Origin of the sequence: Cohnella hashimotonis (genome assembly GCF_030014955.1) — a bacterium.
Lineage (GTDB): Bacteria > Bacillota > Bacilli > Paenibacillales > Paenibacillaceae > Cohnella > Cohnella hashimotonis.
Window position 1 is genome coordinate 4,028,543 of the sequence record NZ_JAGRPV010000001.1, and the last position, 23,858, is coordinate 4,052,400.

The window sequence follows — 23,858 nt, forward strand, 5'->3', positions numbered from 1 at the left end:
TCGACCGCCAGGCTGGCAGCTTGGCGTCGGCTCCCTAGAAACCCTTCCGTTTGATGATAGATATTACCAGCCATCCGGTTGCCGAACAACCGTTTTCGTCGTTTTTTCGAATGAACGGTATCGATAGCGGGCATCGACTATTTTCATCGAAGTTGATGCCCCCCAGCGAACGGCGACATGCAAAAAACCTTCGGTTCTCGCCCGCTGTCGCAGCGGCCAAGCCGAAGGTCTTTTCCTAAATTCGCTTCTTAAGCGGTGAACAGCAGATCCTCCATCATCGTCATCAAACGGTGACGCATGCGGATGAGCTTCTCGATCGCCTTGGTGCGGAACATCTCGCTCTCGCTCATCCAGCGCAGGCTGCCGATCATCTCATGCGTCCGGTCCATCTCGATAATCTCGTCGGTGTGAACCATGTCGCGGTCGTAAATGCGTACGCGGTAAAGCAGATCTTCGGTTTCGGTCAGCAATTGTTGGTAGATGTCGGTGTTCATGATTATTATCAACCTCTCTTTGTCGTTGTTATCTATTCGTTCCAGCGTCTCGTTTGCACCTTATTGATCTTCATTAACCCGGTGAGCGCGAATTGAATCAACGACAAGGAAAGCAGCGCATTAACAATTTGTCATCTGAGGTTCCATGATCCGATTGATGCCGAAAAGCCCGGCTTCACGTCCGATCGGACGAGAGGCCGGGCTTATTTTGTTGCGCGGGGATTAAGCCCAGACGAACGCCTTAGGGTCCTTGCGCCACTCCTGCAGCAGCGCTACGTCCTGCTCGCGGACCGCGCCGCGCGCGAGTGCGACGTCAATCAGCGCGCTATAGCTCGACAGCGTGTCGAGCGGCACCGACTCGGCAGCGAACGCGTCCAGCGCATTCTGGAACTGATAGGTGAAAATCGCGATGACGCCCTGCACCTCGCAGCCCGCGTCGCGAACCGCGACGGCCGCCTTCAGCGAGCTGCCGCCGGTCGAGATGAGGTCCTCGATCAGCACGACCTTTTGTCCCGGCTTGAAGTGGCCTTCGATCTGGTTCGTCTTGCCGTGGCCCTTGGCCTTGTCGCGCACGTAGAGCATCGGCAAGCCGAGGATGTCGGCGATCCACGCCGCATGGGGAATGCCACCGGTAGCGATGCCGGCGACGGCCTCGCAGTCCGGGTACTTGTCGCGGATAACGGCTGCGAAGCCCTCCGCGATCGTGCGGCGGATCGCTGGGTAGGACATCGTCAGCCGGTTATCGCAGTAGATCGGCGACTTGATGCCGCTCGTCCAGGTAAACGGGTCTTGCGGGCGCAGCGATACGGCGCCGATGTCGAGCAGCGCGCCCGCGATGACGGACGGCAGCTGCGCAAGGTTAACGGATTCGCTCATGCTTCGGTCAGCTCCTTTAAAATGGATTCGAAAGCCTGCGCCGGATCCGGCGCGGCGACGATGGGACGGCCGATGACAAGGTAGTCCGTGCCGCCGTCGACCGCTTCGCGCGGGGTCGTCACGCGCGACTGGTCGCCGAGCGCCGCGCCGGCCGGGCGGATGCCCGGCGTCACGGTGAGGAAGCCCTCGCCGCAGGCGGCCTTGATCGCCTCGACCTCGAGCGGCGAGGCGACGACGCCCTGCAGCCCGGCATGCTTCGCCAACACGGCATAGCGCACGACCGCTTCCTCTACGCTGCCCCCGATGCCGATCTCGCCGTTCAGCGTCTCCCGGCTCGTGCTCGTCAGCTGCGTGACGGCGATTACGAGCGGCGCCGCCTGCGCTTCGCCGGCCGCCACCGCGTCGTTCACGCCCTGCATCGCAGCCTGCATCATCGCGCTGCCGCCAGCCGCGTGAACGTTGAACATATCGACGCCCATACGCGCGATGCTGCGCGCGCCGCCGCGCACCGTGTTCGGGATGTCGTGCATTTTCAGGTCGAGGAAGATCTTGAAGCCGCGCTTTTTCAGCTCCCGCACGATCTCGTGCCCGGCGGCGTAGAACAGCTCCATGCCGACCTTGACCCAGCAGCCCGTACCCTCGAGCCTTGCCGCGACCTCAAGCGCTGCCTGCGCGTCGGGCTTGTCCAGCCCGACCATGATCTTGGCCGCCGCTTCCTTGCGGTTCAGCGTTAACGTCATCGTCTTTTTCCGCCTCCCGTTTCGGTTTTAAACGCGTTAAAATGCGTTTTTGTGGCTTTTCGCCCATATAGAAGCCCGATCCGCCGCCGATGAAACTGGCGGAAGACCGGGCATGGCGCGCTTTTTATTAATAAACCGGCATCGGCTCGCTGGAGAAGCGCAGCGCCTGCAGCATGTGCAGCAGCGCGCTTACCGTATCGAGCGACGTGAGGCACACGACGCCGTTCTCGACCGCCTCGCGGCGGATGCGGAAGCCGTCGCGCTCAGGCGTCTTGCCCTTCGTCAGCGTGTTGACGACGAACTGCGCCTGGCCTGTGCGGATCAGGTCGACGATGTTCGGCGAGCCCTCGCTCAGCTTGTTGCAGCGCTTGACGCGCATGCCGGCCGCTTCGAGCGCGTCGGCCGTGCCGCCCGTGGCGATCAGCTTGTAGCCGAGGTTGTAGAACCCGCGCAGGATGGCGATCGCTTCTTCCTTGTCCTTGTCGGCGACCGTCGCGATAATCGAGCCCGACTGCGGGATTTTCATGCCCGAGCCGATGAGCCCCTTGAACAGCGCCTTGGCGAAGTGGCGGTCGCGGCCCATGACCTCGCCCGTCGACTTCATCTCCGGCGTCAGCGTCGGGTCGACGCGGCGCAGCTTGGCGAACGAGAACACCGGTACCTTGACCGAAACGTGCTCGTCTTCCGGCCACAGACCGTCCTTGTAGCCGAGGTCGGCCAGCTTTTCGCCGAGAATCGCGCGGGTCGCCAGGTTCGCCATCGGGATGTTCGTGACCTTGGACAGGAACGGCACCGTACGCGAGGAGCGAGGATTGACTTCGATTACGTAAACTTTCTCCTGCCAGACGACGAACTGGATGTTGACCAGGCCGACCGTCTTCAGCGCTTTGGCGATGCGGATCGTGATGTCGACCGCCTGCTGTTTGATGTCGTCCGACAGCGTCTGCGGCGGATATACCGCGATCGAGTCGCCGGAGTGGACGCCAGCGCGTTCGACATGCTCCATGATGCCCGGGATGAGCACGGTCTCGCCGTCGCAGATCGCGTCGACTTCGATCTCCTTGCCCAGCATGTAGCGGTCGATCAGTACCGGATGCTCCGGATTGATCTTAACCGCGACCTTCATGTAGCTCAGAAGCTCTTCGTCGGAGTAGACGATCTCCATCGCGCGTCCGCCGAGGACGTACGAAGGACGTACGAGCACCGGATAGCCGAGCTCCTGCGCCGTGCCGACCGCCTCGTCGACGGAAGTGACGGTGCTGCCCTTCGGCTGCGCGATCTCGAGTCCGCGCAGCAGCGCTTCGAACCGCTTGCGGTCTTCGGCTTCGTCGATGCTGTCGAGCGAGGTGCCGAGGATGCGCACGCCGGCCTTGGACAACGGACCCGCCAGGTTGATGGCCGTCTGGCCGCCGAACTGGACGATGACGCCGAGCGGCTGCTCCTGCTCGATGACGTTCATGACGTCTTCGAAGAAGAGCGGTTCGAAGTATAGGCGGTCCGACGTGTTGAAGTCGGTCGATACCGTCTCGGGATTGTTATTGATGATGACGGCTTCGTAGCCCGCGTTGCGGAGCGCCCATACGGCGTGCACGGTCGAGTAGTCGAACTCGATGCCCTGGCCGATGCGGATCGGGCCGGAGCCGAGCACGATGACCTTTTGCTTGTCGCTCGGAATCACTTCGTTCTCGGTCTCGTAAGTCGAGTAGTAATAAGGCGTCGTCGCTTCAAATTCGGCCGCGCAGGTGTCGACCATTTTGTACACCGGCTTGAGGCCTTGGGCGAGACGATGCGCGCGAATGTCGGCTTCGACCGTCAGCGCTGCGGACGCGCCTTGGCCCTCGCGGCGCAGCTCGGCGATCGCGCGGTCCGTGAAGCCCATGCGTTTCGCCTGGTACAGCGTCTCGGGCGTCAGACCCGGCTCGCGGCGAATGACGTCCTCGAACGAAACGATCCGTTCGATCTTGTCCAGGAACCACCAGTCGATGCTCGTCGTGTCCTGGATCTTCTGCAGGCTCCAGCCGCGGCGGAACGCTTCGGCGATCAGGAACAGGCGTTCGTCGTCGGCCTTGGCCAGACGCGTCGTCAGCGTTTCTTCGTCCAGCTCGTCCGCGCCCTTAAGGAACAGACGGTGAACGCCGATCTCAAGCGAGCGCACCGCTTTGTGGATCGACTCCTCGAAGGTGCGGCCGATCGCCATCACTTCGCCGGTCGCCTTCATTTGCGTGCCCAGCTTGCGGTTGGCGTCCGTGAATTTGTCGAACGGCCAGCGTGGAATCTTGCTCACGATATAGTCCAGCGTCGGTTCGAAGCAAGCGTACGTCTGGCCCGTAACCGGGTTGACGATCTCGTCGAGCGTGTAGCCGACCGCGATCTTCGCCGCCATCTTGGCGATCGGGTAGCCCGTCGCCTTGGAAGCGAGCGCCGAGGAACGGCTGACGCGCGGGTTAACCTCGATAACGTAGTATTGATAGCTGTGCGGATCGAGCGCGAACTGCACGTTGCAGCCGCCTTCGATGTTCAGCGCGCGGATGATCTTGAGCGAAGCCGAGCGCAGCATCTGGTACTCGCGGTCGGACAGCGTCTGGCTCGGCGCCACGACGATCGAGTCGCCTGTGTGGACGCCGACCGGATCGAAGTTTTCCATGTTGCAGACGACGATGCAGTTGTCGTTCGCGTCGCGCATGACTTCGTATTCGACTTCCTTCATGCCGGCGATCGACTTCTCGATCAGGCACTGGCCGATCGGGCTGTAGCGCAGACCGTTCGCCACGATCTCGCGCAGCTCCTCTTCGCTGCCGGCGATGCCGCCGCCGGTGCCGCCCAGCGTATAGGCCGGGCGTACGATGACCGGATAACCGATCGTATCGGCGAAGTCGACCGCTCCCTGCACGGTCGTGACGATCTCGCTCTCCGGCACCGGCTGCTCCAGCTCGCGCATCAGCTCGCGGAACAGATCGCGGTCCTCCGCCTTCTCGATCGCAGTCAGCTGGGTGCCGAGCAGCTTGACGCCTTCGGCTTCAAGCACGCCAGCGCGCGCCAGCTCGACGGCCATATTGAGGCCGGTCTGGCCGCCGAGCGTCGGCAGCAAGCCGTCCGGACGCTCTTGGCGGATGATCTGGGAGACAAATTCGAGGTTGATCGGTTCGATATATACCTTGTCCGCCATGTTCGTATCGGTCATGATCGTTGCCGGGTTGCTGTTGATCAAGACGACCTCAAGGCCTTCTTCCTTCAACGCTTGGCAAGCTTGCGTGCCGGCGTAGTCGAACTCGGCCGCCTGGCCGATGACGATCGGACCGGAGCCGATGACGAGAATCTTTTTGAGTTCATTATTTTTGGGCATACTGCAGTTCTCCTCTCAGCATCTCCGACAGTTGCGCTTGCCGCGGGCGTTCGGGGTTTTTCAGCTTGTGCTCGCGGATCATATCCAGGAACTGGTCGAACAGATAGCTGCTGTCGAACGGTCCGGGAGCGGCTTCCGGATGGTACTGGACGCTGAAGGCCGGGAATGTGGCGTGCTTCAGGCCTTCGATCGTCTTATCGTTGTTGTTGATATGCGTCACGACCAGGTCGGTGCCCGCTACGGACTCTTCCTTGACCGTGTAGCCGTGGTTCTGCGAAGTGATGTAGCAGCGGCCGGAGGCGAGCTCCTTGACCGGGTGATTGCCGCCGCGGTGGCCGAACTTCAGCTTGTCGGTATCGGCGCCGCAAGCGAGCGCGAACAGCTGGTGGCCCAGGCAGATGCCGAAGATCGGGTATTCGCCGAGCAATTGGCGCACCGTCTCCACCGACTCCGGCACGTCCTTGGGATCGCCGGGGCCGTTGGACAGCTGGATACCGTCCGGATGCAGGCGGCGGATCTCGTCGGCCGTCGTGTTGTGCGGCACGACGATGACGTCGCAGCCGCGCTGCGTCAGCTCGCGCAGGATGCCGCTTTTCGCGCCGTAGTCGATCAGCACGATGCGCTCCTTGGTGCCCGGGCTCGAGAAAATGTTTTTCGTGGACGTCCAGGCGACCTGGTTGCGCGGCAGCGGCGTCGTACCCATGCGCTCTTGCAGCTCTTCGACGCGCTCGCTTCCCGTGGTCAGAATGCCCTTCATGACGCCGTGGCGGCGAATGATCCGCGTCAGCATGCGGGTGTCGACTTCGCTGATGCCGATGATGCCGTACTCTTTAAGCAGATGGCCGAGGGAATCCTGGGCGCGCCAGTTGCTCGGCACTTCCTCGTAGCGGCGCGTGACGAAGCCGTGGATGAACGGACGCACCGACTCGAAGTCGTCGCGCGTGATGCCGTAGTTGCCGATCAGCGGAAACGTCATCGTGACGATCTGCCCGCAATACGACGGATCCGAGATGACCTCCTGATATCCTGTGATGCCTGTATTAAATACGACCTCGCCCACCGAAGCGCCTTCTGCGCCGAACGATTGCCCCGTAAACAGGGTGCCGTCTTCAAGTAAAAGTCTCGCTTGCATCCCGATCACTCCTCGCTGCTATTAAGTATGCCTTGTTCTTCGCTCCAGACCGTCTTGCCTGCGACTATTGTGAGCGTCGGCCAGCCCGACAGCTTCCAGCCCGTAAACGGCGTGTTGCGTCCCTTCGTCAGGAAGCTCGCCGGATCGACTTCGCGTTCGCCGTCAAGATCGATCAGCGTAATGTCCGCCGGCGCCCCGACTTCCAGCTTGCCCGTATCCAGCCGGAACACCCGGGCGGGATCGCTCGTCATTCGGCTCAGCAGGAATCCGAGCGTCCAGCGGCCGGTCTTGACGAACTTCGTGTACAGCAGCGGAAATGCCGTCTCGAAGCCGACGATGCCGAAAGGCGCGCGCTCCATGCCCTTTGCCTTTTCTTCCTCGCTGTGCGGCGCATGGTCGGTGACGATGATGTCGATCGTCCCTTCCTCTAGCGCCTTGATGCAGGCTTCCACGTCCCGCGGCGTACGCAGCGGCGGGTTCATCTTCCAGTTGGCGTCCATGGTGTCAGGAATATCCTCGTCCGACAGCAGCAGGTGGTGCGGACATACCTCCGCGGTGACGTTCACGCCGACCGACTTGCCCAGCTTGATCAGCCGAATCGACTGCTCGGTGCTGACATGACAGACGTGGTAGTGCACGCCCGTTGCCTCCGACAGCAGAATGTCACGTCCGACGTGAATCGCCTCGGATTCGTTCGGAATGCCCTTCAGCCCATGGCGCTTTGCAAACGCACCTTCGGAAACCGCGGCGCCGACGACCAGCGAATCGTCCTCGCAGTGCGCGATGATCGGCATGTCCAGCGACTTGGCCAGCGCCATCGCGTTTTTCATCATTTGCGCATTCTGCACGCCAACGCCGTCGTCGGTGAAGCCGATCGCGCCGGCGCTTTTAAGCGCCTCGAACTCGGTGAGCTCGCGGCCGAGCTCGTTTTTGGTAATTGCCGCGTACGGGAGGACGCGCACGCCGCAAGCCTCCTGGGCTTTGTCCAGCACCAGCTTCACCGTGTCGGGCGTATCAATGACGGGCCGCGTGTTCGGCATGCAGGCGATCGTCGTAAAGCCGCCCTTCGCCGCCGAGGCCGTGCCGGTCGCAATCGTTTCTTTATGTTCGAAGCCCGGCTCGCGCAAATGCACGTGCATGTCGATCAGTCCGGGCGATACGAGCTTGCCTGCGGCGTCGATCACTTCCGCGCTTCCCGCGTCCGGCTCAGCAGAGCCGTCGAGCCATTGCGCGACCAGGCCGTTCTCCAATTTCAAGTGCTTCTTGACCGTATTGCCGGTCTCGGGATCGATCGTAAGTCCGTTAAGTATCCAGGTCGTCGTCAAAGGATTTCCTTCCTCCTTTTGCTAGTAAAGCAGCCCAGTTCGATTACGATATGCTTAGCCGCCCACTTCCGCTTCTCGCGGATGCTTGATCATCACCCGGTCGTCGCCGTCGATCTCCGTCAGCGACACCTCGATCTGCTCGTGCTTGGACGTTGGCACGTTTTTGCCGACGTAGTCCGGCCGGATCGGCAGCTCGCGATGCCCGCGGTCCACGAGGACGGCCAATTGGATCGACTGCGGACGTCCGCAATCCATGAGCGCGTCCATCGCCGCCCTGATTGTGCGTCCCGTGTAGAGCACGTCGTCGAACAGGATGATGCGCTTGTCCTTCACGTCGAACGAGCGGTCCCCGTCGCTGCATACGATACCCGCCGCCGCCCCGTCCGCGAGCGGGCGATCGTCCCTGTACCGCGTAATATCGAGCTCGCATGCCGCGATCGGACTGCCCTCGATCTCGCGGATCCGCTCTGCGATCCTTCGGGCCAGGTAGACGCCCCGCGTCCGAATGCCGACGATCGCGCAGCCTTCGATCCCTTTGTTTTTCTCCAAAATCTCGTGCGCGATCCGCGTCAGCGCCCTGCGGATGGCTGCCTCGTCCATGATGATGTTCGGGGAATCCTGCACGGGTGCGCCTCCTTCTCGGTAAGACGGCATCAAAAAACCTCCTTGGCTAGCCAAGGAGGTCGGGACATACGAAGATGATGACGCTGGGAACCGTACCGCATAGCCAGTCCAAGTACGATCCGCGTCGGATCTCATCCATAGTATTCGCGCCACCTTGCCAGTCTCACGGGACTGAATTAAAGGTACGGTTTCATTGGAACTCATTATCTCATTTTCGACATGGACTGTCAACAAAAAGCGGGGGCCCGAAAGCCCCCGCCTAAGCCAAATCTTAAAATTCGAATTCGACGTCCGTCAGACGGCGCTTGATCTCGCCGATGACGCGGCGCTCCTCTTCCTCGCCGGCGGCGAGGAACGTGACGGAGAAGCGTACGAAGTGTCCTGCATCGTCCCACGGAACGGACGAGATGAGCTTTTCGCGAATGAGGAATTGGGAGAAATCCTCGCCCGTCTCAAAACGCTGACCGCCCTTGATGCCCTTCGGCGCTTCGACGTACAGGAAAAACGAGCCCTTCGGTTTTTCGGCCTTGAAGCCGATTTCGTTCAGCGCGGCGACCAGCAGGTCGTGGCGGCGCGAATACTTCTGCGCGATCGCTTCCGTGATCGAAGGATTCGCAAGGCCGTATGCGGCGGCTTTTTGAATCGCGATGAACTGACCGGAATCGTTGTTGTCCTTGATGTCGCTGAACGCCTTTACGATCAGCGGGTTGCCCGCGACGAAGCCGATCCGCCAGCCGGTCATGTTGTAGGACTTGGACAGCGAGTGCAGCTCCACGCCGACATCCTTGGCGCCGGGTACCGACAGGAAGCTAAGCGGTTTTACGCCGTCATAAGTGAGTGCAGCGTAAGGCGCGTCGTGCACGACGACGACTTCGTTTTTCTTCGCCCATTCGACGACTTCGGCGAAAAACTCGGGGCTGGCAGCCGCGCCTGTCGGATTGTTCGGGTAGTTCAGGTACAGCAGCTTGGCGCGCCTCGCGATATCGGCCGGAATGGCGGACAGATCGGGCAGGAAGTTGTTTTCCTTCGTCAGCTTGACGTTATAAACTTCGCCGCCCAAATACTTGGTGTGCGTGCCGAGCACCGGATAGCCGGGTACGGTCATGATGGCGACATCGCCCGGATTGATAAATGCCGAAGGCATCATGGCAAGCGCGGGCTTGGAGCCGATCGAGTGGACGATCTCGGTGGCCGCGTCGATGCCGTCGACCGAGAATACTTCCTTCAGGTACTTCGCGGCCGCAGCCTTGAATTCGGGAATGCCGTTATCGGCGTAGCCGCGGTTTTCCGGCTTGGCCGCTTCCTCGGCGAGCTTGGCGATGATGCCGTCGTCCGCCTTCTCGTCCGGCTCGCCGACGCCGAGGTCGATCAGCTCGATGTCGGGGAACGCAGCCTTGGCCGCGGCCTTGGCGCGCTTGATCTTTTCAAACTTGTAGATGTTCGTATCCTTGCCGTAGTTCGCGCCGCCGATGCGGTCCGCGAATTGTTGTTGAATGAAGGTTCCTTGATATTGTTCGACGCTCACTTGACGACACTCCTTGTCCGATGGCGGACGTGTGATGGGATCGCTTGCTTAATGGTATCACTATGCCTTAAAAAGGGCCTTCGCCGCCATGGACAAATCCGTCGATCATTTGCAGAAATTCTAGCGCGTGCGGAGCATGTGCAGCGCATGCTCCATGTCCTGGGGCAGCGGGGCCTCGAACAAAATCCGCTCCCCGGTGCGCGGATGATCGAACCCGAGCACGCCGGCATGAAGCGCTTGTCCTTCCATGCCTAGCGTACGGCCGGCGCGCCCACCATAGAACGGGTCGCCGACGATCGTATGTCCGATATATTTCATATGAACCCGGATCTGATGGGTCCGTCCCGTCTCGAGCTGCAGCTCGACCAGCGTATAATCTCCGAAGCGCTCGAGCACCGTGAAGTGGGTCACGGCCCGCTTGGCGCCCTTCTCGGTCACCGTGAACAGCTTGCGGTCGCCGCTGTCGCGCCCGATCGGCGCGTCGATCGTCCCGCGGTCGTGCGGCACGTTGCCGTAGACGAGCGCGGTATAGCGGCGGGTGACGGAGTGATCCTTGAGCTGCTGGGCGAGCGAGGCATGCGCGAGGTCGTTCTTGGCCGCCATGAGCAATCCCGACGTATCCTTGTCGATGCGGTGAACGATGCCCGGACGCAGGTTCCCGTTGATTCCGGACAGATCCCGGCAGTGATGCAACAATGCGTTGACAACTGTACCCGAGGCGTGGCCCGGCGCAGGATGCACGACGAAGCCCCGCGGCTTGTCGATCACGATGACATCCCCGTCTTCATAGACGACATTCAGCGGGATATCTTCAGGCTGAGCCTCGATCGGCGCCGCGTCGGGCACGTCTACGTTCAAGACGCTGCCGGCATGAAGCTTGGCGTTCGGCTTCACCTTCATGCCGCCTACCGTCACATGACCGTCGCGGATCCAATCCTGGATTTGCGAACGCGACACGGACTCGTCTTCGATCGCGCCGGCCAGAAACTTGTCGACCCGCTGGCCCGCCGTTTCCTCGTCGATTTCCCAGGACAATGTGCCTGCAGTAACTTCTTCATCCTCGTCGGATATGGCGGACGGACGCTCTCCTTGCGGAGGCGCAGTTAAAGTCAATTCATCGTGTTCAGACGGGCTGGCGTTCGCTCGGTTCGTTCTGTTGTTCATTCTTGGTCTCCTGTGTCGGTGTTGGCGTGAGCAGCGAATCGAGAATAATCAGACATACGCCGACGACGATCGCGGAATCGGCAATATTGAAGATCGGAAACGTATAAGAGCCGAAGTTGAATTGCAGGAAATCGACGACCTGTCCGTAAAAAGCGCGATCGAGAAAGTTGCCAAGCGCCCCGCCCAAAATAAGCGACAGCGCGGCGAGCATCAGCCTTCTGTTGTTCCGGTGCGACCGGTTCAGATAGATGACGATGGCGCTCACGACGACAACGGTGATCAGCAAGAAAAACCAGCGCTGCTCCTGCAAAATGCCGAAAGCCGCTCCACGGTTATGAATAAACGTGATGAGGAAAAAGTTGCCGATGACCTTGATCTGCTCGTTCAGTTCCAGGTTGTGCTCGATGAGCTTCTTGGATACGTAATCGATGGCGAATACGATCGCAGCCGCGAAATAGTACACCCATAAGCCGATTTGACGTCGTTGCATGTCCGGATTGCCGCCCTTCCGCGAATGATTCTGACCGCTTTGGCCGAATGCACTGATTTTAACATACCGCCGGAGCGGGCGTCCAACGTCTTTCGCCAATTCGCGGCAATGCCTCCAGTAGATGTTCATCCCTTGCCCGACATGATTCGCCGGCCGTCCGAGCAAACTATCTCTCGTATGGAACGCCATGTCGCTTCGCGACAAAATCAAGGAGGGATCGGCATGCATCGTACGTTGCCCGACAGCTTCATGTCCCTGCAGCGCCGCCGGCTGCTGGACCTTCGGGCCGATATCGAGCGCCGCGTCGGCGCGAACGGTCACTTCGGCCTGACGGATAGCTACCGCGACGCCACGGGCGAACTCAGCGGCATCGATAATCATCCCGCGGACGCCGGTACGGAGACGTTCGAGCGGGCCAAAGATATCGCCCTGCTTGAACGCGAGGCGCTGACGCTGGAAAAAATAGAAGCCGCTATCCGCCGCATGGAAACGGGCGAGTACGGCATTTGCGAAGCCTGCGGCAAATTTATTCCGACAGAACGGCTCGCAGCGCTGCCGACAGCGGTGTACTGCGTCGAACACGAGCCGATTCAGGCCGAAAAAGAAGGCCGGCCGGCCGAGGAGCTGTTCCTGCATCCGCCGTTCGGGCGCACCAGCATGGACGAGAGCGAAGATCAGAACGGCTTCGACGGCGAAGACGCCTGGCAGATCGAATCGTGGGGCAACTCGGACAGTCCGGCCATGGCGGAAGGCAACAATAACGACGACTACGGCGCGCTTTATATCGAATCGGATGAAAACGACGGCTTCGTGGAGCCGATCGAGAGCTTTCTCGCCGCCGATATTAACGGCCGCTCGAGCGGGATCGTGCGCAACAGCGCCTATCGAAGGTATCTTGAAGCGCATGAAGGCGAAGGCTTGCTGGAGCCTGACGTTTGGACCGACGAACAAACGAACGACTGAAAAACCGGACGCCGGCCCGCAAGGCCGGCGTCTCTTGGTATCTCAAGAAAAGCCCCCACGACCTTTCAATAATGCTCGATCTCCAGCTGCCGCTGCACGATCTTGACGATCTCGGCGATGTAGTCGCCGATAATCGGCAAATTCAGCGCGCCGAGAATTTGAAGCAGCCATACGATCGTAGCCGCAAAAAAAGTAAAGCCCAGCGCGATGCCGATCCCTCTGGCGATGCCCGACAGCCAGTTGCGCCATATGAGCTGCCACGGCCTGCTCATCAGGTTGACGTAATCTTTAAGCTGTGCCTTTTCCATCTGCACGGCCAATTCGTCAAGCCTCGTGGACAAGCCCTCGAGCAACCTCCGCAGCGCGCCCGCTTCTTCCGCCAGCGTCTTCATCCTGGCGTCCGATCTCGCGCCTGGTTTGTCCTCGCTCATGCCGCCTTCCCGCCTCCCGCGCAAAAAACGAGTCCTGCCGCCGGAACGCCTGGCCGGATGGCCTTGCGTTCAACTGCGGACAGGACTCGTTATAGCTTCCTGCTCTTAATCAGGTTGGCACAAATCGCCGCGGTTCATACCCCTTCGGCGCGGGGCGATCATCGGTTGCAATAGCATGCCGGAGCATTACCGAAGCTTAACCGGCGTTTAGCCGGCAACGATCGCGATGCCGATCCGCAGCTCGCCGGCCTGCACCGTCTCCGTCGCATCGGTGCGTCCGAACGACACGTCGTTCACGAGCACGTTGTCGCGGAGCACGTCGTCGAAGGCGCGCAGCGCCGCTTCGGTCTCGGCGTCCGCCTCGAGCACGAGGCCGACTCTTTGCTCGATCGGCAGATCGAGCTTTTTGCGCTGATCCTGCACGGCGCGGATGACCTCGCGCACGATGCCTTCCTGCACGAGCGCAGGCGTCAGCTCGGTGTTGAGCGCGACGGTGACGCCGCCGCCCGACGCGGACGCGAAGCCCGGCTTCGCCTGCTTTTCGACGAGCAGTTCGTCCAGCGTCACCGTGAGCGCCTCGCCTTCCGGCGAATTATAGGCCAGCTCGCCGGACGATACGATCTCGCGCGCTTCCTCCGCCGACAACGACTTCAGTCTGCCCTGGATGGGGCCGACGTGCTTGCCGTACTTTTTGCCCGCGAGCTTCAGGTTCAGCTTAAGCGTATAGTCGACGAAGCCGCTGTCTTCGGTCACAAGCGTCACGGACTTGACGTTGATCTCGTCCTTCACGATCTCCTCGTACTCGGCAGCGTCGAACGGCACGCTCAGCGCGACGAGCAGCTCGGACAGCGGCTGGCGCGTCTTGAGGCCCGTTTCGTTGCGTACGTTGCGGGCGAGCTCGACGATACCGCGCGCGGTCTCCATGTCGCGCTCGAGCGCGACGTCGATCTCGCCGGCATCCGCTACCGGATAATCGGCCAGATGAACGCTGCCCTTGCCGCCAAGGTTGCCGTATAGATCTTCGGCAAGGAAAGGCAGGTACGGCGCGATGAGCTTCGCCAACGTCAGCAAAACGTTGCCGAGCGTCTGGTACGCCGCGACCTTGTCTTCGCCCAGGCCGCTTCCCCAGAAGCGGTCGCGGGAACGGCGCACGTACCAATTGGACAGCTCGTCGACAAACGCCTCGATGCGCTTCGCAGGATTAAGGAAGTCGTTGCCGTCGAGTCCTTCGACGGTGGCGCTGACGAGCGAGTTGAGACGCGACAGAATCCAGCGGTCCAGCTTGTTCGCCGAACGTTTCGCCGGGTGCTCCTCCGGCTTGTAGCCGTCGATCGTCGCATACAGCGCATAGAATGCGTGCGTGTTGACGATCGTGTCGACGACCTTCGACTTCGCCTCGGCGACGATGCCCTTGGAGAACCGCTTGCTGTTCCAAGGCGCGCTGTCTGCGAGCAGCGCCCAACGGAAGGCGTCGGTGCCGAACTCTTCAATGATGTCCCAAGGGTCGATGACGTTGCCCTTGGATTTGCTCATTTTCTGACCGTTCTCATCCAGTACGTGCCCGGTCGAGATGACTGACTTGTAAGGCGCCCTGCCGTTGTATAACGTGGATACCGCCAGCAGACTGAAAAACCAGCCGCGGGTCTGGTCGATTCCTTCGCAGATGAAGTCCGCGGGGTATTGCTCCTCGAACCGCTCCTTGTTCTCGAACGGATAATGCTGCTGCGCGAACGGCATCGAGCCGCTGTCGAACCAGACGTCGATGACTTCCGGCGTCCGGTGCATCTTGCCGCCGCAGTCGCAGCGAAGCGTGATGGCGTCTACGTAAGGCTTGTGCAGCTCGATATCCTCAGCCACCTCGCCCACGGCCGCAGCGCGCAGCTCCGCGATGCTGCCAGGCGATTTTTCCGCGCCGCAGTCTTCACAGGTCCATACGTTCAGCGGCGTGCCCCAATACCGGTTGCGGCTGATGTTCCAATCGACCAGGTCTTCGAGGAACTTGCCGAACCGGCCGTCGCGCAGGTGCTCGGGATACCAGGCGATGTCTTTGTTGTTTTCGATCAGTTGCTCCTTGACCGCCGTCGTCTTGATGAACCAGCTCTCGGTCGCGTAGTACAGCAGAGGCGTCTTGCAGCGCCAGCAAAACGGATAGCTGTGCTCGTGCTTCTCCTTGTGATACAGCAGGCCGCGCTCGGACAGCGACTTCACGATGTCGATGTCGACCTCCGGATCCTTGACGAAACGTCCGGCAAAATCCTTCACCTCGTCCGTGTAGCGGCCCTGGCCGTTCACCAGCTGCAGCATCGGCACGCCGTGCTCGCGGGCGACGCGATAGTCGTCCTCGCCGTGCGCCGGCGCGATGTGGACGATCCCCGTACCGCTCGAGTCGGAGACGAACGCTGCGTCGATGATGCGGTACGCGCCGTCGAGCGGCCCGCCTGTATAAGGGAACAGCGGCTCATAGGCCAAGCCGACGAGGTCTTTGCCCCGCACGGTGCCGAGCGTCTCGTACTCGCCCTTCATGACCTTTTCGGCCAGCGTGCCGGCCACGATAAATGTCTCGCCGTTTTGGCTGACGCGCACGTACTCGATGTCCGGATGCACGGCGAGCGCGACGTTGGACGGCAGCGTCCAAGGCGTCGTCGTCCAGGCGAGGACGAACTCGCCGCTGTCCTTCAGCTTGAACTTGGCCGTAGCGGTCAAGTCCTTGACGTCCTCGTAGCCTTGGGCAACCTCGTGCGAGCTGAGCGTCGTCTGGCAGTCCGGGCAATATGGACTGACGCGATGGCCGCGGTACAGCAGTCCTTTGCCGTGAATCGCGGACAGCAGATGCCACACGCTCTCGATGTATTTGTTTTCCAGCGTGATATATGGATTGTCGAGATCCGTCCAATAACCAATCGCCTCGGTGAGCTCTCTCCACTGGCGTTCGTACTCGAACACGCTCTCTTTGCACTTTTTGATAAACGGCTCGACGCCGTAGTTCTCGATCTCCTGCTTGCCGGAAATGCCGAGCTGTTTCTCGACGCCGAGCTCGACAGGCAGGCCGTGCGTGTCCCAACCTGCCTTGCGCGTGACGCGATAGCCGGACATCGTCTTGTAGCGGCTCACGAAGTCCTTGATGACGCGGCCGAGCACATGCCCGATGTGCGGTTTGCCGTTCGCGGTTGGCGGGCCTTCGTAGAAGACAAAGTTCGGCTTGCCGTTGCGGTTCTCGATGGACTGACGGAACGTATCCTCGGCCTTCCATTGCTCCAGTACGCGCAGCTCGCGGCTGCGGGCTTTTTCTTTAACGTCCACGCGACGCATGACCATCATTCCTTTTCTCGTAAGTTGCGATCGGTTCTGAAAATAAAAAAAGCCCGTCCCCGTAAAAGGGACGAGACATCTCTCGTGGTACCACCCTTGTTCAGCCGCTGTCCCAACCATGGATAGGATACGGCGCTCAAGCCGGACGTCCGGCATGCGCGAGGCATGGCGGTCGAGCCGGTATCCCGTAACGGGGGAAGGACCGGCCGGTCTTAGTAATCCGGCACTGGCGCCGGACGTTCGGATCGGCGTCTCGGGGAGGATGGGCGATGCGGCGTCCAACGTTGGCTCGCAGCAGCCGCCAACTCTCTGGGATGGTTCATCCGCACGCCGTTCCCGTCGTCGACGTTAACGCGTATAACCCATTTATACGGCGAAGAGGCCGATTTGTCAAATCGGCGTTCGTCCATATTATCGTCGCTTCGCCTTCGTCTATTCGACGATCTCGCGAACCCGCGGCTCATTGTCCCGCGAGCGGGACTCCGGCGGCTCGAGCTTCTCCCAGCCGTCCTGCGTAAGCAGGTCGAGCTGCGTCTCGACAAGCGTACGGAAGCGCGCTCGATAGATCGCCGCCTGTTTCTTCAGCTCCTCTACCTCCAGCGCGTACTTGCGCGATTTGGAGAGCGATTCGTTGATAATGCGGTCGGCGTTCTTCTCCGCTTCCTTGACGATGAGCTGGGCTTCCTTCTTGGCATTGCTCTTGACCTCGTCGGCAGCCTCCTGCGCGACGATAATCGTTTTGCTCAGCGTCTCCTCGATGTTCGCGAAGTGGCCAAGTCGCTCTTGAAGACCGACAATCTGGTTCTGAAGATCTTTGTTGTCGCGGATCATCGCTTCGTAATCCTTGATGATCTGATCGAGGAACTCGTTCACTTCGTCTTCGTCGTAGCCGCGCAATCTGCGCCCGAATTCCTTGTTATGAATATCCAATGGCGTTAATGGCATTGGCCGTTCCTCCCGTGAATCGTGTTCTTAATCCGCGACAGCTCGCTAGATCGCTATTTAAGGCAGATTCGACGCGAGACGCGCAATTCCTGCTTGATTCTACACATATTTGCCGATCCGCAAGCGAATCCGGCCGCTTTTAGAGATGCCTTCGGCCTCCAACACGCGGAATCTGCCGAATCCTTTGAACGATACGATGTCTCCTTCGCGCAGCTGTGCGGACGGATCCTCCACCGTTTTGAAGTTCACGCGGCAGCGCCCGGCGCGGATCGGATCCATGATCTTTGCACGGCTGACGCGCAGCACGTCGCTCGCGATGCCGTCGAGCCGCATCGAGGCGACGGAGATTGCGCTCTCCTCAAGCTTCACCGGAACAGCTAGGAGCCGGTCCAGCGGCAGCACCGACGTCGACGTCTCGAGCCGGTGCACCTGCTTCAAATGTGAGCGCAGGAAGTCTCCGATCTCGGTGGCGATCAGCACATGGCAGCCGTCCTCGCGGACGTGAATGTCGCCGATTTTCTCCCGCTTGATCCCGAGCCCAAGCAGCGCGCCGAGATAATCGCCATGATCGAGCTCGGCTTGGCGGCGGTCGTCGCTTGCGATTTCGAGCACCGCGATGCCGGCATCCTCGTCCTCAAGCGGCCGGTAATCCGGCGCGATCAGCGCCCTGACCCGCTCCGCGCCTTCGTAACCGCCCTCGAGCCGGATCGCGGCGTCCGGGTGTCGATTCGCCAGCGCATACAAAATATGCGCCTGGCGCGGGTCGAGAAAATCGGTGCGCCGAAGCTCATGCTGCTCGGCGGCCCGCTCGACCCACTCCCAGGCGCGGTCCACGAAGGACTTTTCGTCAGGAAGGAAGTGTGCGTAAATATCGCTCTTGCTCATGCTGGTCCGTTCCTTTCCCTTTAGGACACGCCGAACAGGCCGGCGACAAAGCGGATAACTTCTTCAAGGCCTCTCACCAAAAACCTCAGTGCATACCAAGCGATGATCGGCGAAATGTCCAGCACGCCGCCGATCGGCGGAATGATCTTGCGAAAAGGCTTTAGATAAGGTTCTACGATCTTGCCGAGCAGCTCGCCGATGTAGCTCTGCTTAACGTTGGGCAGCCAGGACATCAGCACGTAGATTAGGATAAGCCAGCTGTAAATGAGCTGCAAACTATACAGATAATTAATGACCTGATCCAAAGCCGTCAATGCTGCTGTCACCTCATTTTAGTGTAGTCCGCATCCTCCGCGAGAAGCTCCGAGATCGTCCCTGTGATCTCGACCGAATCCGGCGTACACAAAAAGATGTTCGGTCCGAGCTTGGAAATGTGTCCGCCGAGCGCATAGACTGTTCCGCTCAGGAAATCCACCATCCGGATCGCCTGATCTCTGCGCACCCGCTGCAGGTTCACGACGACGGAACGTCTTGATTTCAGATGGTCCGCGATCTCCTGAGCTTCGTTGTCGTACGTTCGCGGCTCCGTCAAAATCACCCGAACGTTTTTCTGCGAATGGATGCTCACGATATTATTCTTCCCCGTAGGTTTACGCGCCTCGAAGGCCGAGGTTTCAACTTCCGGCTCATCCTCGTACCCCATCGGCTCTTCCCGCTCCCGGTCCCGCTCTTGTTCGTCCTGAAGGCCGAGATAGTTCAAGAACTTGTTAACCACGCCCATCATGATCCCTCCGTTATCCGTCGTTCTCTTCGTGACCGACCAGGACGCTGCCCAGACGCACCCATGTGGCGCCTTCTTCGATCGCGACTTCAAAGTCGCCGGACATGCCCATCGACAACTCCGTCAGCGGCTCGTCCAGCAAAGACATGCCGTTGATCTCGTCCATTAACTTGCGAAGGCCGGCGAACACGGGCCTCGTCTTCTCGGCATTGTCTTCGATCGGTGCCATCGTCATGAGACCGATCAAGCGGATACCGGACAGCTTGCCGAGCGATGCGACAAACGCGGACACCGCCCCGGGAGCAAGACCATGCTTGGAGTCTTCGCCGGATACGTTCACCTGCAGGAAACAAGGCACACGAATGCCCAGCGCTTCGGCACGCTTATGTATCTCCTCTGCAAGTGACAAGCGATCGAGTGAATGGATGTAATCGAACTTGCCTACGACATCCTTGACCTTTCTGCTCTGGAGCGAGCCGATATAATGGAAAACGGCCTGTCCCTCTAGCAGCCGCCACTTCTCCTCCGCCGCGGGCCAGCGATTCTCGCCGATATGCCGCATCCCGGCTTCGACCGCGCGCTTGGCTGTCTCCGCGGACACGTATTTCGTCACGGCGACGACATTCACGCTCCCCGGCTCCCTGCCGCATCTTGCGCAAGTCTCCGCGATGCGACGCTCTACGTCCTTTAGCCGCTGCTCCAACGTCATCGCGGCATTCACCTCTATTTCTTCTTACCCAGCCAGCTCATCATTCGCCCGGTTTGTCCCCGTTCCTTGCGATGGGAGAAAAACAAATCCGTGCTGCAGCTGGTGCACCACCCAGACATTTCGATGCGGCTCGGCAATATTCCTGCTTTAATCATAAGATGCTTGTTGATTTCTTTCAAGTTTAGCCGAGATTTGCCTTCGGAAGACGGAACATGGAAGCGTTCGTCGTCGGGTACGATGCCGCGCACGCGATTCATGACGATATCGTCCACTTCGTAGCAGCAAGCCCCGATTGACGGCCCGATTGCAGCATGCAAATCCGACGGCTGGGTACCGAACGCGTCTCTCATTGCGCGGATCGTCTCGGCGGCGACGTCGGCTACTGTCCCCTTCCAGCCTGCATGGGCGAGACCGAGCGCGCCATGCACGGGATCGTAAAAATATAAAGGCACGCAATCTGCGAAGTACATGACCAGCAAAATGTCGGGCTCGTCCGTAATAAGCGCATCCGCGTCCTGAATCGCGCTTTTGCGCGACAGCTTTCCGAGGCCCCGCTCCGCGTCCGTGACCCGGACGACGCGGCTGCCGTGCACTTGCTCTGCGCAAGTCCACGCCTCGAACGGCCAACCCAGCGCCTCCGCTATCGCGCGGCGATTAGCGATGACCGTTTGCTCATCGTCGTCCACATGGAGCGCCGTATTCAAGCCGTCTCTCGGCGGCAAGCTGCTCCCGCCAAGTCGCGCGGAGAAGCCGGCGGTTAAGCCTTCAAATTGCGACCAGGGCGCTAGGGGCAACAATCCGGGCTCGTGACGCTCGGCTTCCGCAGACTCGATCGTAAATTCGAATGGTTCCATATTGCCCCACCTCCGCAACAAGTTTACCACAGGGGCGGCGCCGAGGCGATATTCGTCAGCGCCCGCCGTTTTCAGCCTCGATGCTTTTGTATGGCCTCGCTTCCTCTAACCGGACCAGCACGACGTCGGTTCCTATCTTGACGATGCTTCGCCAGGGGATAACCACATCCTCGCCCCCGCCGAAAATACCGAGCACTCTCCCTCCGACCGGCACTACGATCGCGTCAATACGCCCCTGCCTGAGATCCAGCTCCAGATCGGCCACATGGCCAAGCTTTTTGCCGTCGACGATATTAATGACGTCTTTCGCCTGAAAATCGGATATTTTCATGCCAGCGCTCCCCGCTTTCCGCGGCCCGGGACGCACTGTTTTAGACCCGGTCAACCGCCCATGATTTAATATATGAGCCATGCCCGGAAATGTTGACCGCCGGGCCTTGGCCTGCTGCTCTCGCGGCGCAAACGACAAAAAGACCGGAGTCGCCTCCGGTCTCGCAAGCTATTTTAGGCTTACGCTCAAGTCTTGACGTGCTTTTGCATTTGCTGGATCGCCGACTTTTCAAGCCGGGACACCTGCGCCTGCGAGATGCCGATCTCGTCGGCCACTTCCATTTGCGTCTTGCCTTCGAAGAATCGCATGGACAAGATCATTTTCTCCCGGTCGTTCAGCTTGCGCATCGCTTCCCTGAGCGCGATCTCCTCTATCCATTGAATGTCTTTGTTGCGTTCGTCGCTGATTTGATCCATCACGTAGATCGGGTCTCCCCCGTCGTGGTAGATCGGTTCGAAGAGCGACACGGGGTCCTGTATGGCGTCCAGGGCGAAGACGATGTCTTCTTTGGGAACGCCGAGCACTTGCGATATTTCCAAAATCGTCGGTTCGCGGGAATGACGGTTCGTCAATTGATCCCGGACCTGCAACGCTTTGTAGGCAATATCGCGCAGGCTTCTGGACACCCGAATCGGATTGTTGTCCCTCAAGTATCTGCGTATTTCACCGATGATCATGGGCACGGCGTAGGTGGAAAAACGGACGTTTTGGCCTAAGTCGAAGTTGTCGATCGCTTTCATCAGGCCGATACAGCCGACCTGGAACAGATCGTCTACGTATTCGCCGCGGTTGTTGAACCGCTGAATCACGCTGAGCACGAGGCGCAGGTTTCCGTTGACGAGTTTTTCCCGGGCTTCGAGTTCACCGCGGGTTTGCAGAGCCAGGAACAGTTCCCTCATTTCGGCGTTGGTGAGGACGGGCAGCTTTGAGGTGTCCACTCCACAAATCTCCACTTTGTTGCGGGTCAAGTTGTTTCCCTCCCGGGAGCAGCATTACTGTAAAGTATCTCCTGGGATGGGCTTTTTATTCCCATGTCAGTCTGCCGGCTACGGGTCATACCATCTTGTTGAATTCCTTGCGGAGCCGTTTAATAATTCTTTTTTCTAATCTTGAAATGTAAGATTGAGAGATGCCGAGCAAATCGGCAACGTCCTTTTGAGTCTTTTCTTCGCCGTCGGCCAGACCGAACCGAAGCTCCATAATCGTGCGCTCGCGGTCAGCCAGCTTGTCGAGCGCCTTGTGCAGCAGCTTCCGATCGACTTGCTCCTCGATATTGCGATAGATCGTATCGTTCTCGGTGCCAAGAACGTCGGACAGCAGCAGTTCGTTGCCGTCCCAATCGATATTTAGCGGCTCGTCGAAGGACACCTCGGTCCGGGTCTTGCTGTTGCGGCGCAGATACATCAAAATTTCGTTCTCGATGCATCTTGAGGCATAAGTGGCGAGCTTGATTTTCTTTTCCGGATCGAACGTGTTGACTGCTTTGATGAGTCCGATCGCACCGATCGATACGAGATCCTCGATATGGATGCCGGTGTTCTCGAACTTTCGGGCGATGTAGACGACTAATCGCAAATTACGTTCGATCAGCATCGCGCGAATCGCCGAGTCGCCAGAAGGAAGCCGCTCCAGCAGGTACTCCTCCTCCTCCCTTGTAAGGGGAGGCGGGAGCGCTTCGCTGCCGCCGATATAGTACACTTCTTCGCTTTTCCAGCCCAGCCAGAACAACAGGCGATAGTACGTCAGCTGATACATCAACTTTAATTTAACGGGCACTTGCACAACCTCCTGTTAAGCGGTCTGGGGTGATGATTCCGGTACTTCAACGCTCGCGAGCGTCAGATCGGAATGGATGATCGCACGATAGGCGCCCTCCGAGGACAACGATCCCCCGTCGAGGCCGACGAGGACGCGGCGATGGACGCAAGCCGCTTCCTTCCCGGCAGGATCCTTGATTGACACGCTGTCCGGCTTGACGGCCAGCATCAGCTTCGAGCTCCCCCCGGCAGCTCGGTAGGGAACGAGACGGTATCGGTCCCTGAAAGCGGACAAGCCGCCCTCGGCTTCCTCCAGCTCGCCGATAAGTCGATCTGCGGATTCGGACTTCAGACGATCCGCCCAGCCTATCGGAAGATCATCGCGCCATAGGGAAGCCTCGAGAATCATGACCGGAATGCGGGTGAGCGGATCGTAGAGACGGTTGCCCGTATCGACGAGCCCTCTGCACGACCATTCCCGTTCACCGATTCGAATCGTTACGTCTACAACTAGTGCCTCCAACCGTTTCCTGCTTTCCCTGCTCTCCGCCTCGCTTCTGTACAGCCAGATCGCCACGCCCAGCGTCACGGCCAGCATGAAGGCCTGTACGTCAAACGACAGCACCATACCGCCGTCTTCCGTGAAAGCAATTCCTCTCCAAGGCGACCCCGACCATTTGACCAGCGAAGAAATGCCGATCACAGCGCCAAGCGTCGCAAAGTTCACCAGGTAAAACGAACCCATCGTTCTGGCGAATTTGAGAGGTCCTCCATAACCGAACGTCACATAAACCATCAAAGCCGAAATCATGAGTTTGGCGCCGAACGAATACAGATAAGGTACGGAAGTCACGAACATGGCAGCCGCATACGCCGCCCCGATACTGGCAGACAGCGCGACCCGTCTTCGGCGCGGCCGAAGGTGCCTCACCTTTGCCGTCGTCATCAGAATGGACGCGTCGATCGTCAGATTGGACAAAAAAACCAAGTCCACGTATACCGTCATCGCGCTCCACCCTTTCTTGCACTCCCATCGCTTACGTTTGTCCCTAGGGCGAAATGGATTGCTCTCAGTATACGCGGGCACCTGCGAGGTGTCTGTCTAAACACGCCGCAAGTTCGGCTGTTTTTTTGTCGAGCAAAATCGGGTTGAGAGTGGTAGAAACTAGCCCTCAAGATA

23 protein-coding genes are annotated in these 23,858 nt (G+C 59.7%); 1 reads left to right on the top strand and 22 read right to left on the bottom strand.

Features of this window, described 5'->3' with window-relative positions; genetic code table 11:
• Positions 1–248: 248 nt before the first annotated feature.
• The 10 genes from KB449_RS16245 to lspA all read right to left on the bottom strand — a co-directional run bounded on the left by KB449_RS16245 (position 249) and on the right by lspA (position 11,713).
• Entirely contained in the window at positions 249–494 is a 246-nt protein-coding gene (locus tag KB449_RS16245; protein WP_282909373.1) for a hypothetical protein, read from the bottom strand.
• Positions 495–716: 222 nt separating this feature from the next.
• Complete coding sequence (gene pyrE, locus KB449_RS16250) at positions 717–1,370, bottom strand: orotate phosphoribosyltransferase (RefSeq protein ID WP_282909374.1); 654 nt, start codon at positions 1,368–1,370, stop codon at positions 717–719.
• Positions 1,367–2,110 carry an orotidine-5'-phosphate decarboxylase gene (gene pyrF / locus KB449_RS16255; protein WP_282909375.1) on the bottom strand — a complete coding sequence of 248 codons (744 nt, stop codon included), beginning with the start codon at positions 2,108–2,110 and terminating at the stop codon, positions 1,367–1,369. The genes pyrE and pyrF overlap by 4 nt, the downstream gene beginning before the upstream one ends.
• A 127-nt stretch (positions 2,111–2,237) precedes the next feature.
• On the bottom strand, positions 2,238–5,453 hold the full coding sequence (gene carB, locus KB449_RS16260) for a carbamoyl-phosphate synthase large subunit (protein WP_282909376.1): 3,216 nt from the start codon (positions 5,451–5,453) through the stop codon (positions 2,238–2,240).
• On the bottom strand, positions 5,440–6,585 hold the full coding sequence (gene carA, locus KB449_RS16265; protein WP_282909377.1) for a glutamine-hydrolyzing carbamoyl-phosphate synthase small subunit: 1,146 nt from the start codon (positions 6,583–6,585) through the stop codon (positions 5,440–5,442). The genes carB and carA overlap by 14 nt, the downstream gene beginning before the upstream one ends.
• 5 nt (positions 6,586–6,590) lie before the next feature.
• The gene (locus KB449_RS16270) at positions 6,591–7,910 is read right to left on the bottom strand and encodes a dihydroorotase (protein ID WP_282909378.1); all 1,320 of its coding nucleotides are present in this window, start codon (positions 7,908–7,910) and stop codon (positions 6,591–6,593) included.
• 54 nt (positions 7,911–7,964) lie between these two features.
• Positions 7,965–8,564: a bifunctional pyr operon transcriptional regulator/uracil phosphoribosyltransferase PyrR gene (gene pyrR / locus KB449_RS16275; protein ID WP_282909379.1), complete on the bottom strand. Its 600-nt coding sequence runs from the start codon at positions 8,562–8,564 to the stop codon at positions 7,965–7,967.
• A gap of 241 nt (positions 8,565–8,805) precedes the next feature.
• The gene (locus KB449_RS16280) at positions 8,806–10,059 is read right to left on the bottom strand and encodes an LL-diaminopimelate aminotransferase (RefSeq protein ID WP_282909380.1); all 1,254 of its coding nucleotides are present in this window, start codon (positions 10,057–10,059) and stop codon (positions 8,806–8,808) included.
• A gap of 120 nt (positions 10,060–10,179) precedes the next feature.
• Positions 10,180–11,223 (bottom strand): RluA family pseudouridine synthase, encoded by a 1,044-nt coding sequence (locus tag KB449_RS16285; protein WP_282909381.1) that lies wholly within the window; start codon positions 11,221–11,223, stop codon positions 10,180–10,182.
• Positions 11,183–11,713 carry a signal peptidase II gene (lspA, locus tag KB449_RS16290; RefSeq protein WP_282909382.1) on the bottom strand — a complete coding sequence of 177 codons (531 nt, stop codon included), beginning with the start codon at positions 11,711–11,713 and terminating at the stop codon, positions 11,183–11,185. The genes KB449_RS16285 and lspA overlap by 41 nt, the downstream gene beginning before the upstream one ends.
• A gap of 222 nt (positions 11,714–11,935) precedes the next feature.
• Between lspA and KB449_RS16295 the strand changes: the two genes are divergently transcribed.
• A complete protein-coding gene (locus tag KB449_RS16295) occupies positions 11,936–12,676 on the top strand; it encodes a TraR/DksA C4-type zinc finger protein (RefSeq protein WP_282909383.1) in 741 nt (246 codons plus the stop codon).
• A gap of 65 nt (positions 12,677–12,741) precedes the next feature.
• Here KB449_RS16295 and KB449_RS16300 read toward each other — a convergent pair whose 3' ends face one another.
• From KB449_RS16300 to KB449_RS16355, 12 genes are all read right to left on the bottom strand, one after another.
• Entirely contained in the window at positions 12,742–13,107 is a 366-nt protein-coding gene (locus tag KB449_RS16300) for a DUF5665 domain-containing protein (protein ID WP_434082510.1), read from the bottom strand.
• A gap of 207 nt (positions 13,108–13,314) precedes the next feature.
• Positions 13,315–16,416 carry an isoleucine--tRNA ligase gene (gene ileS / locus KB449_RS16305; RefSeq protein ID WP_282912833.1) on the bottom strand — a complete coding sequence of 1,034 codons (3,102 nt, stop codon included), beginning with the start codon at positions 16,414–16,416 and terminating at the stop codon, positions 13,315–13,317.
• A 432-nt stretch (positions 16,417–16,848) separates the two neighbouring features.
• A complete protein-coding gene (locus KB449_RS16310; RefSeq protein WP_282909384.1) occupies positions 16,849–17,361 on the bottom strand; it encodes a DivIVA domain-containing protein in 513 nt (170 codons plus the stop codon).
• A gap of 99 nt (positions 17,362–17,460) precedes the next feature.
• Positions 17,461–18,246 (bottom strand): YlmH family RNA-binding protein, encoded by a 786-nt coding sequence (locus KB449_RS16315; RefSeq protein WP_282909385.1) that lies wholly within the window; start codon positions 18,244–18,246, stop codon positions 17,461–17,463.
• Positions 18,247–18,266: 20 nt separating this feature from the next.
• On the bottom strand, positions 18,267–18,551 hold the full coding sequence (locus KB449_RS16320; protein ID WP_282912834.1) for a YggT family protein: 285 nt from the start codon (positions 18,549–18,551) through the stop codon (positions 18,267–18,269).
• Between the two features lie 17 nt (positions 18,552–18,568).
• Positions 18,569–19,027: a cell division protein SepF gene (locus tag KB449_RS16325; RefSeq protein WP_282909386.1), complete on the bottom strand. Its 459-nt coding sequence runs from the start codon at positions 19,025–19,027 to the stop codon at positions 18,569–18,571.
• A 13-nt stretch (positions 19,028–19,040) separates the two neighbouring features.
• Positions 19,041–19,736, bottom strand: coding sequence for a YggS family pyridoxal phosphate-dependent enzyme (locus KB449_RS16330; protein ID WP_282912835.1), 696 nt, complete (start codon positions 19,734–19,736; stop codon positions 19,041–19,043).
• 14 nt (positions 19,737–19,750) lie between these two features.
• Positions 19,751–20,590, bottom strand: a complete 840-nt coding sequence (pgeF, locus tag KB449_RS16335; protein WP_282909387.1) for a peptidoglycan editing factor PgeF — start codon at positions 20,588–20,590, stop codon at positions 19,751–19,753.
• Positions 20,591–20,645: 55 nt separating this feature from the next.
• Positions 20,646–20,921: a YlmC/YmxH family sporulation protein gene (locus KB449_RS16340; RefSeq protein ID WP_090115208.1), complete on the bottom strand. Its 276-nt coding sequence runs from the start codon at positions 20,919–20,921 to the stop codon at positions 20,646–20,648.
• 185 nt (positions 20,922–21,106) lie between these two features.
• On the bottom strand, positions 21,107–21,889 hold the full coding sequence (sigG, locus tag KB449_RS16345) for an RNA polymerase sporulation sigma factor SigG (protein WP_090115206.1): 783 nt from the start codon (positions 21,887–21,889) through the stop codon (positions 21,107–21,109).
• Positions 21,890–21,974: 85 nt separating this feature from the next.
• On the bottom strand, positions 21,975–22,697 hold the full coding sequence (gene sigE, locus KB449_RS16350; RefSeq protein WP_282909388.1) for an RNA polymerase sporulation sigma factor SigE: 723 nt from the start codon (positions 22,695–22,697) through the stop codon (positions 21,975–21,977).
• A gap of 15 nt (positions 22,698–22,712) precedes the next feature.
• Positions 22,713–23,684 (bottom strand): sigma-E processing peptidase SpoIIGA, encoded by a 972-nt coding sequence (locus KB449_RS16355; RefSeq protein ID WP_282909389.1) that lies wholly within the window; start codon positions 23,682–23,684, stop codon positions 22,713–22,715.
• Positions 23,685–23,858: the final 174 nt, after the last annotated feature.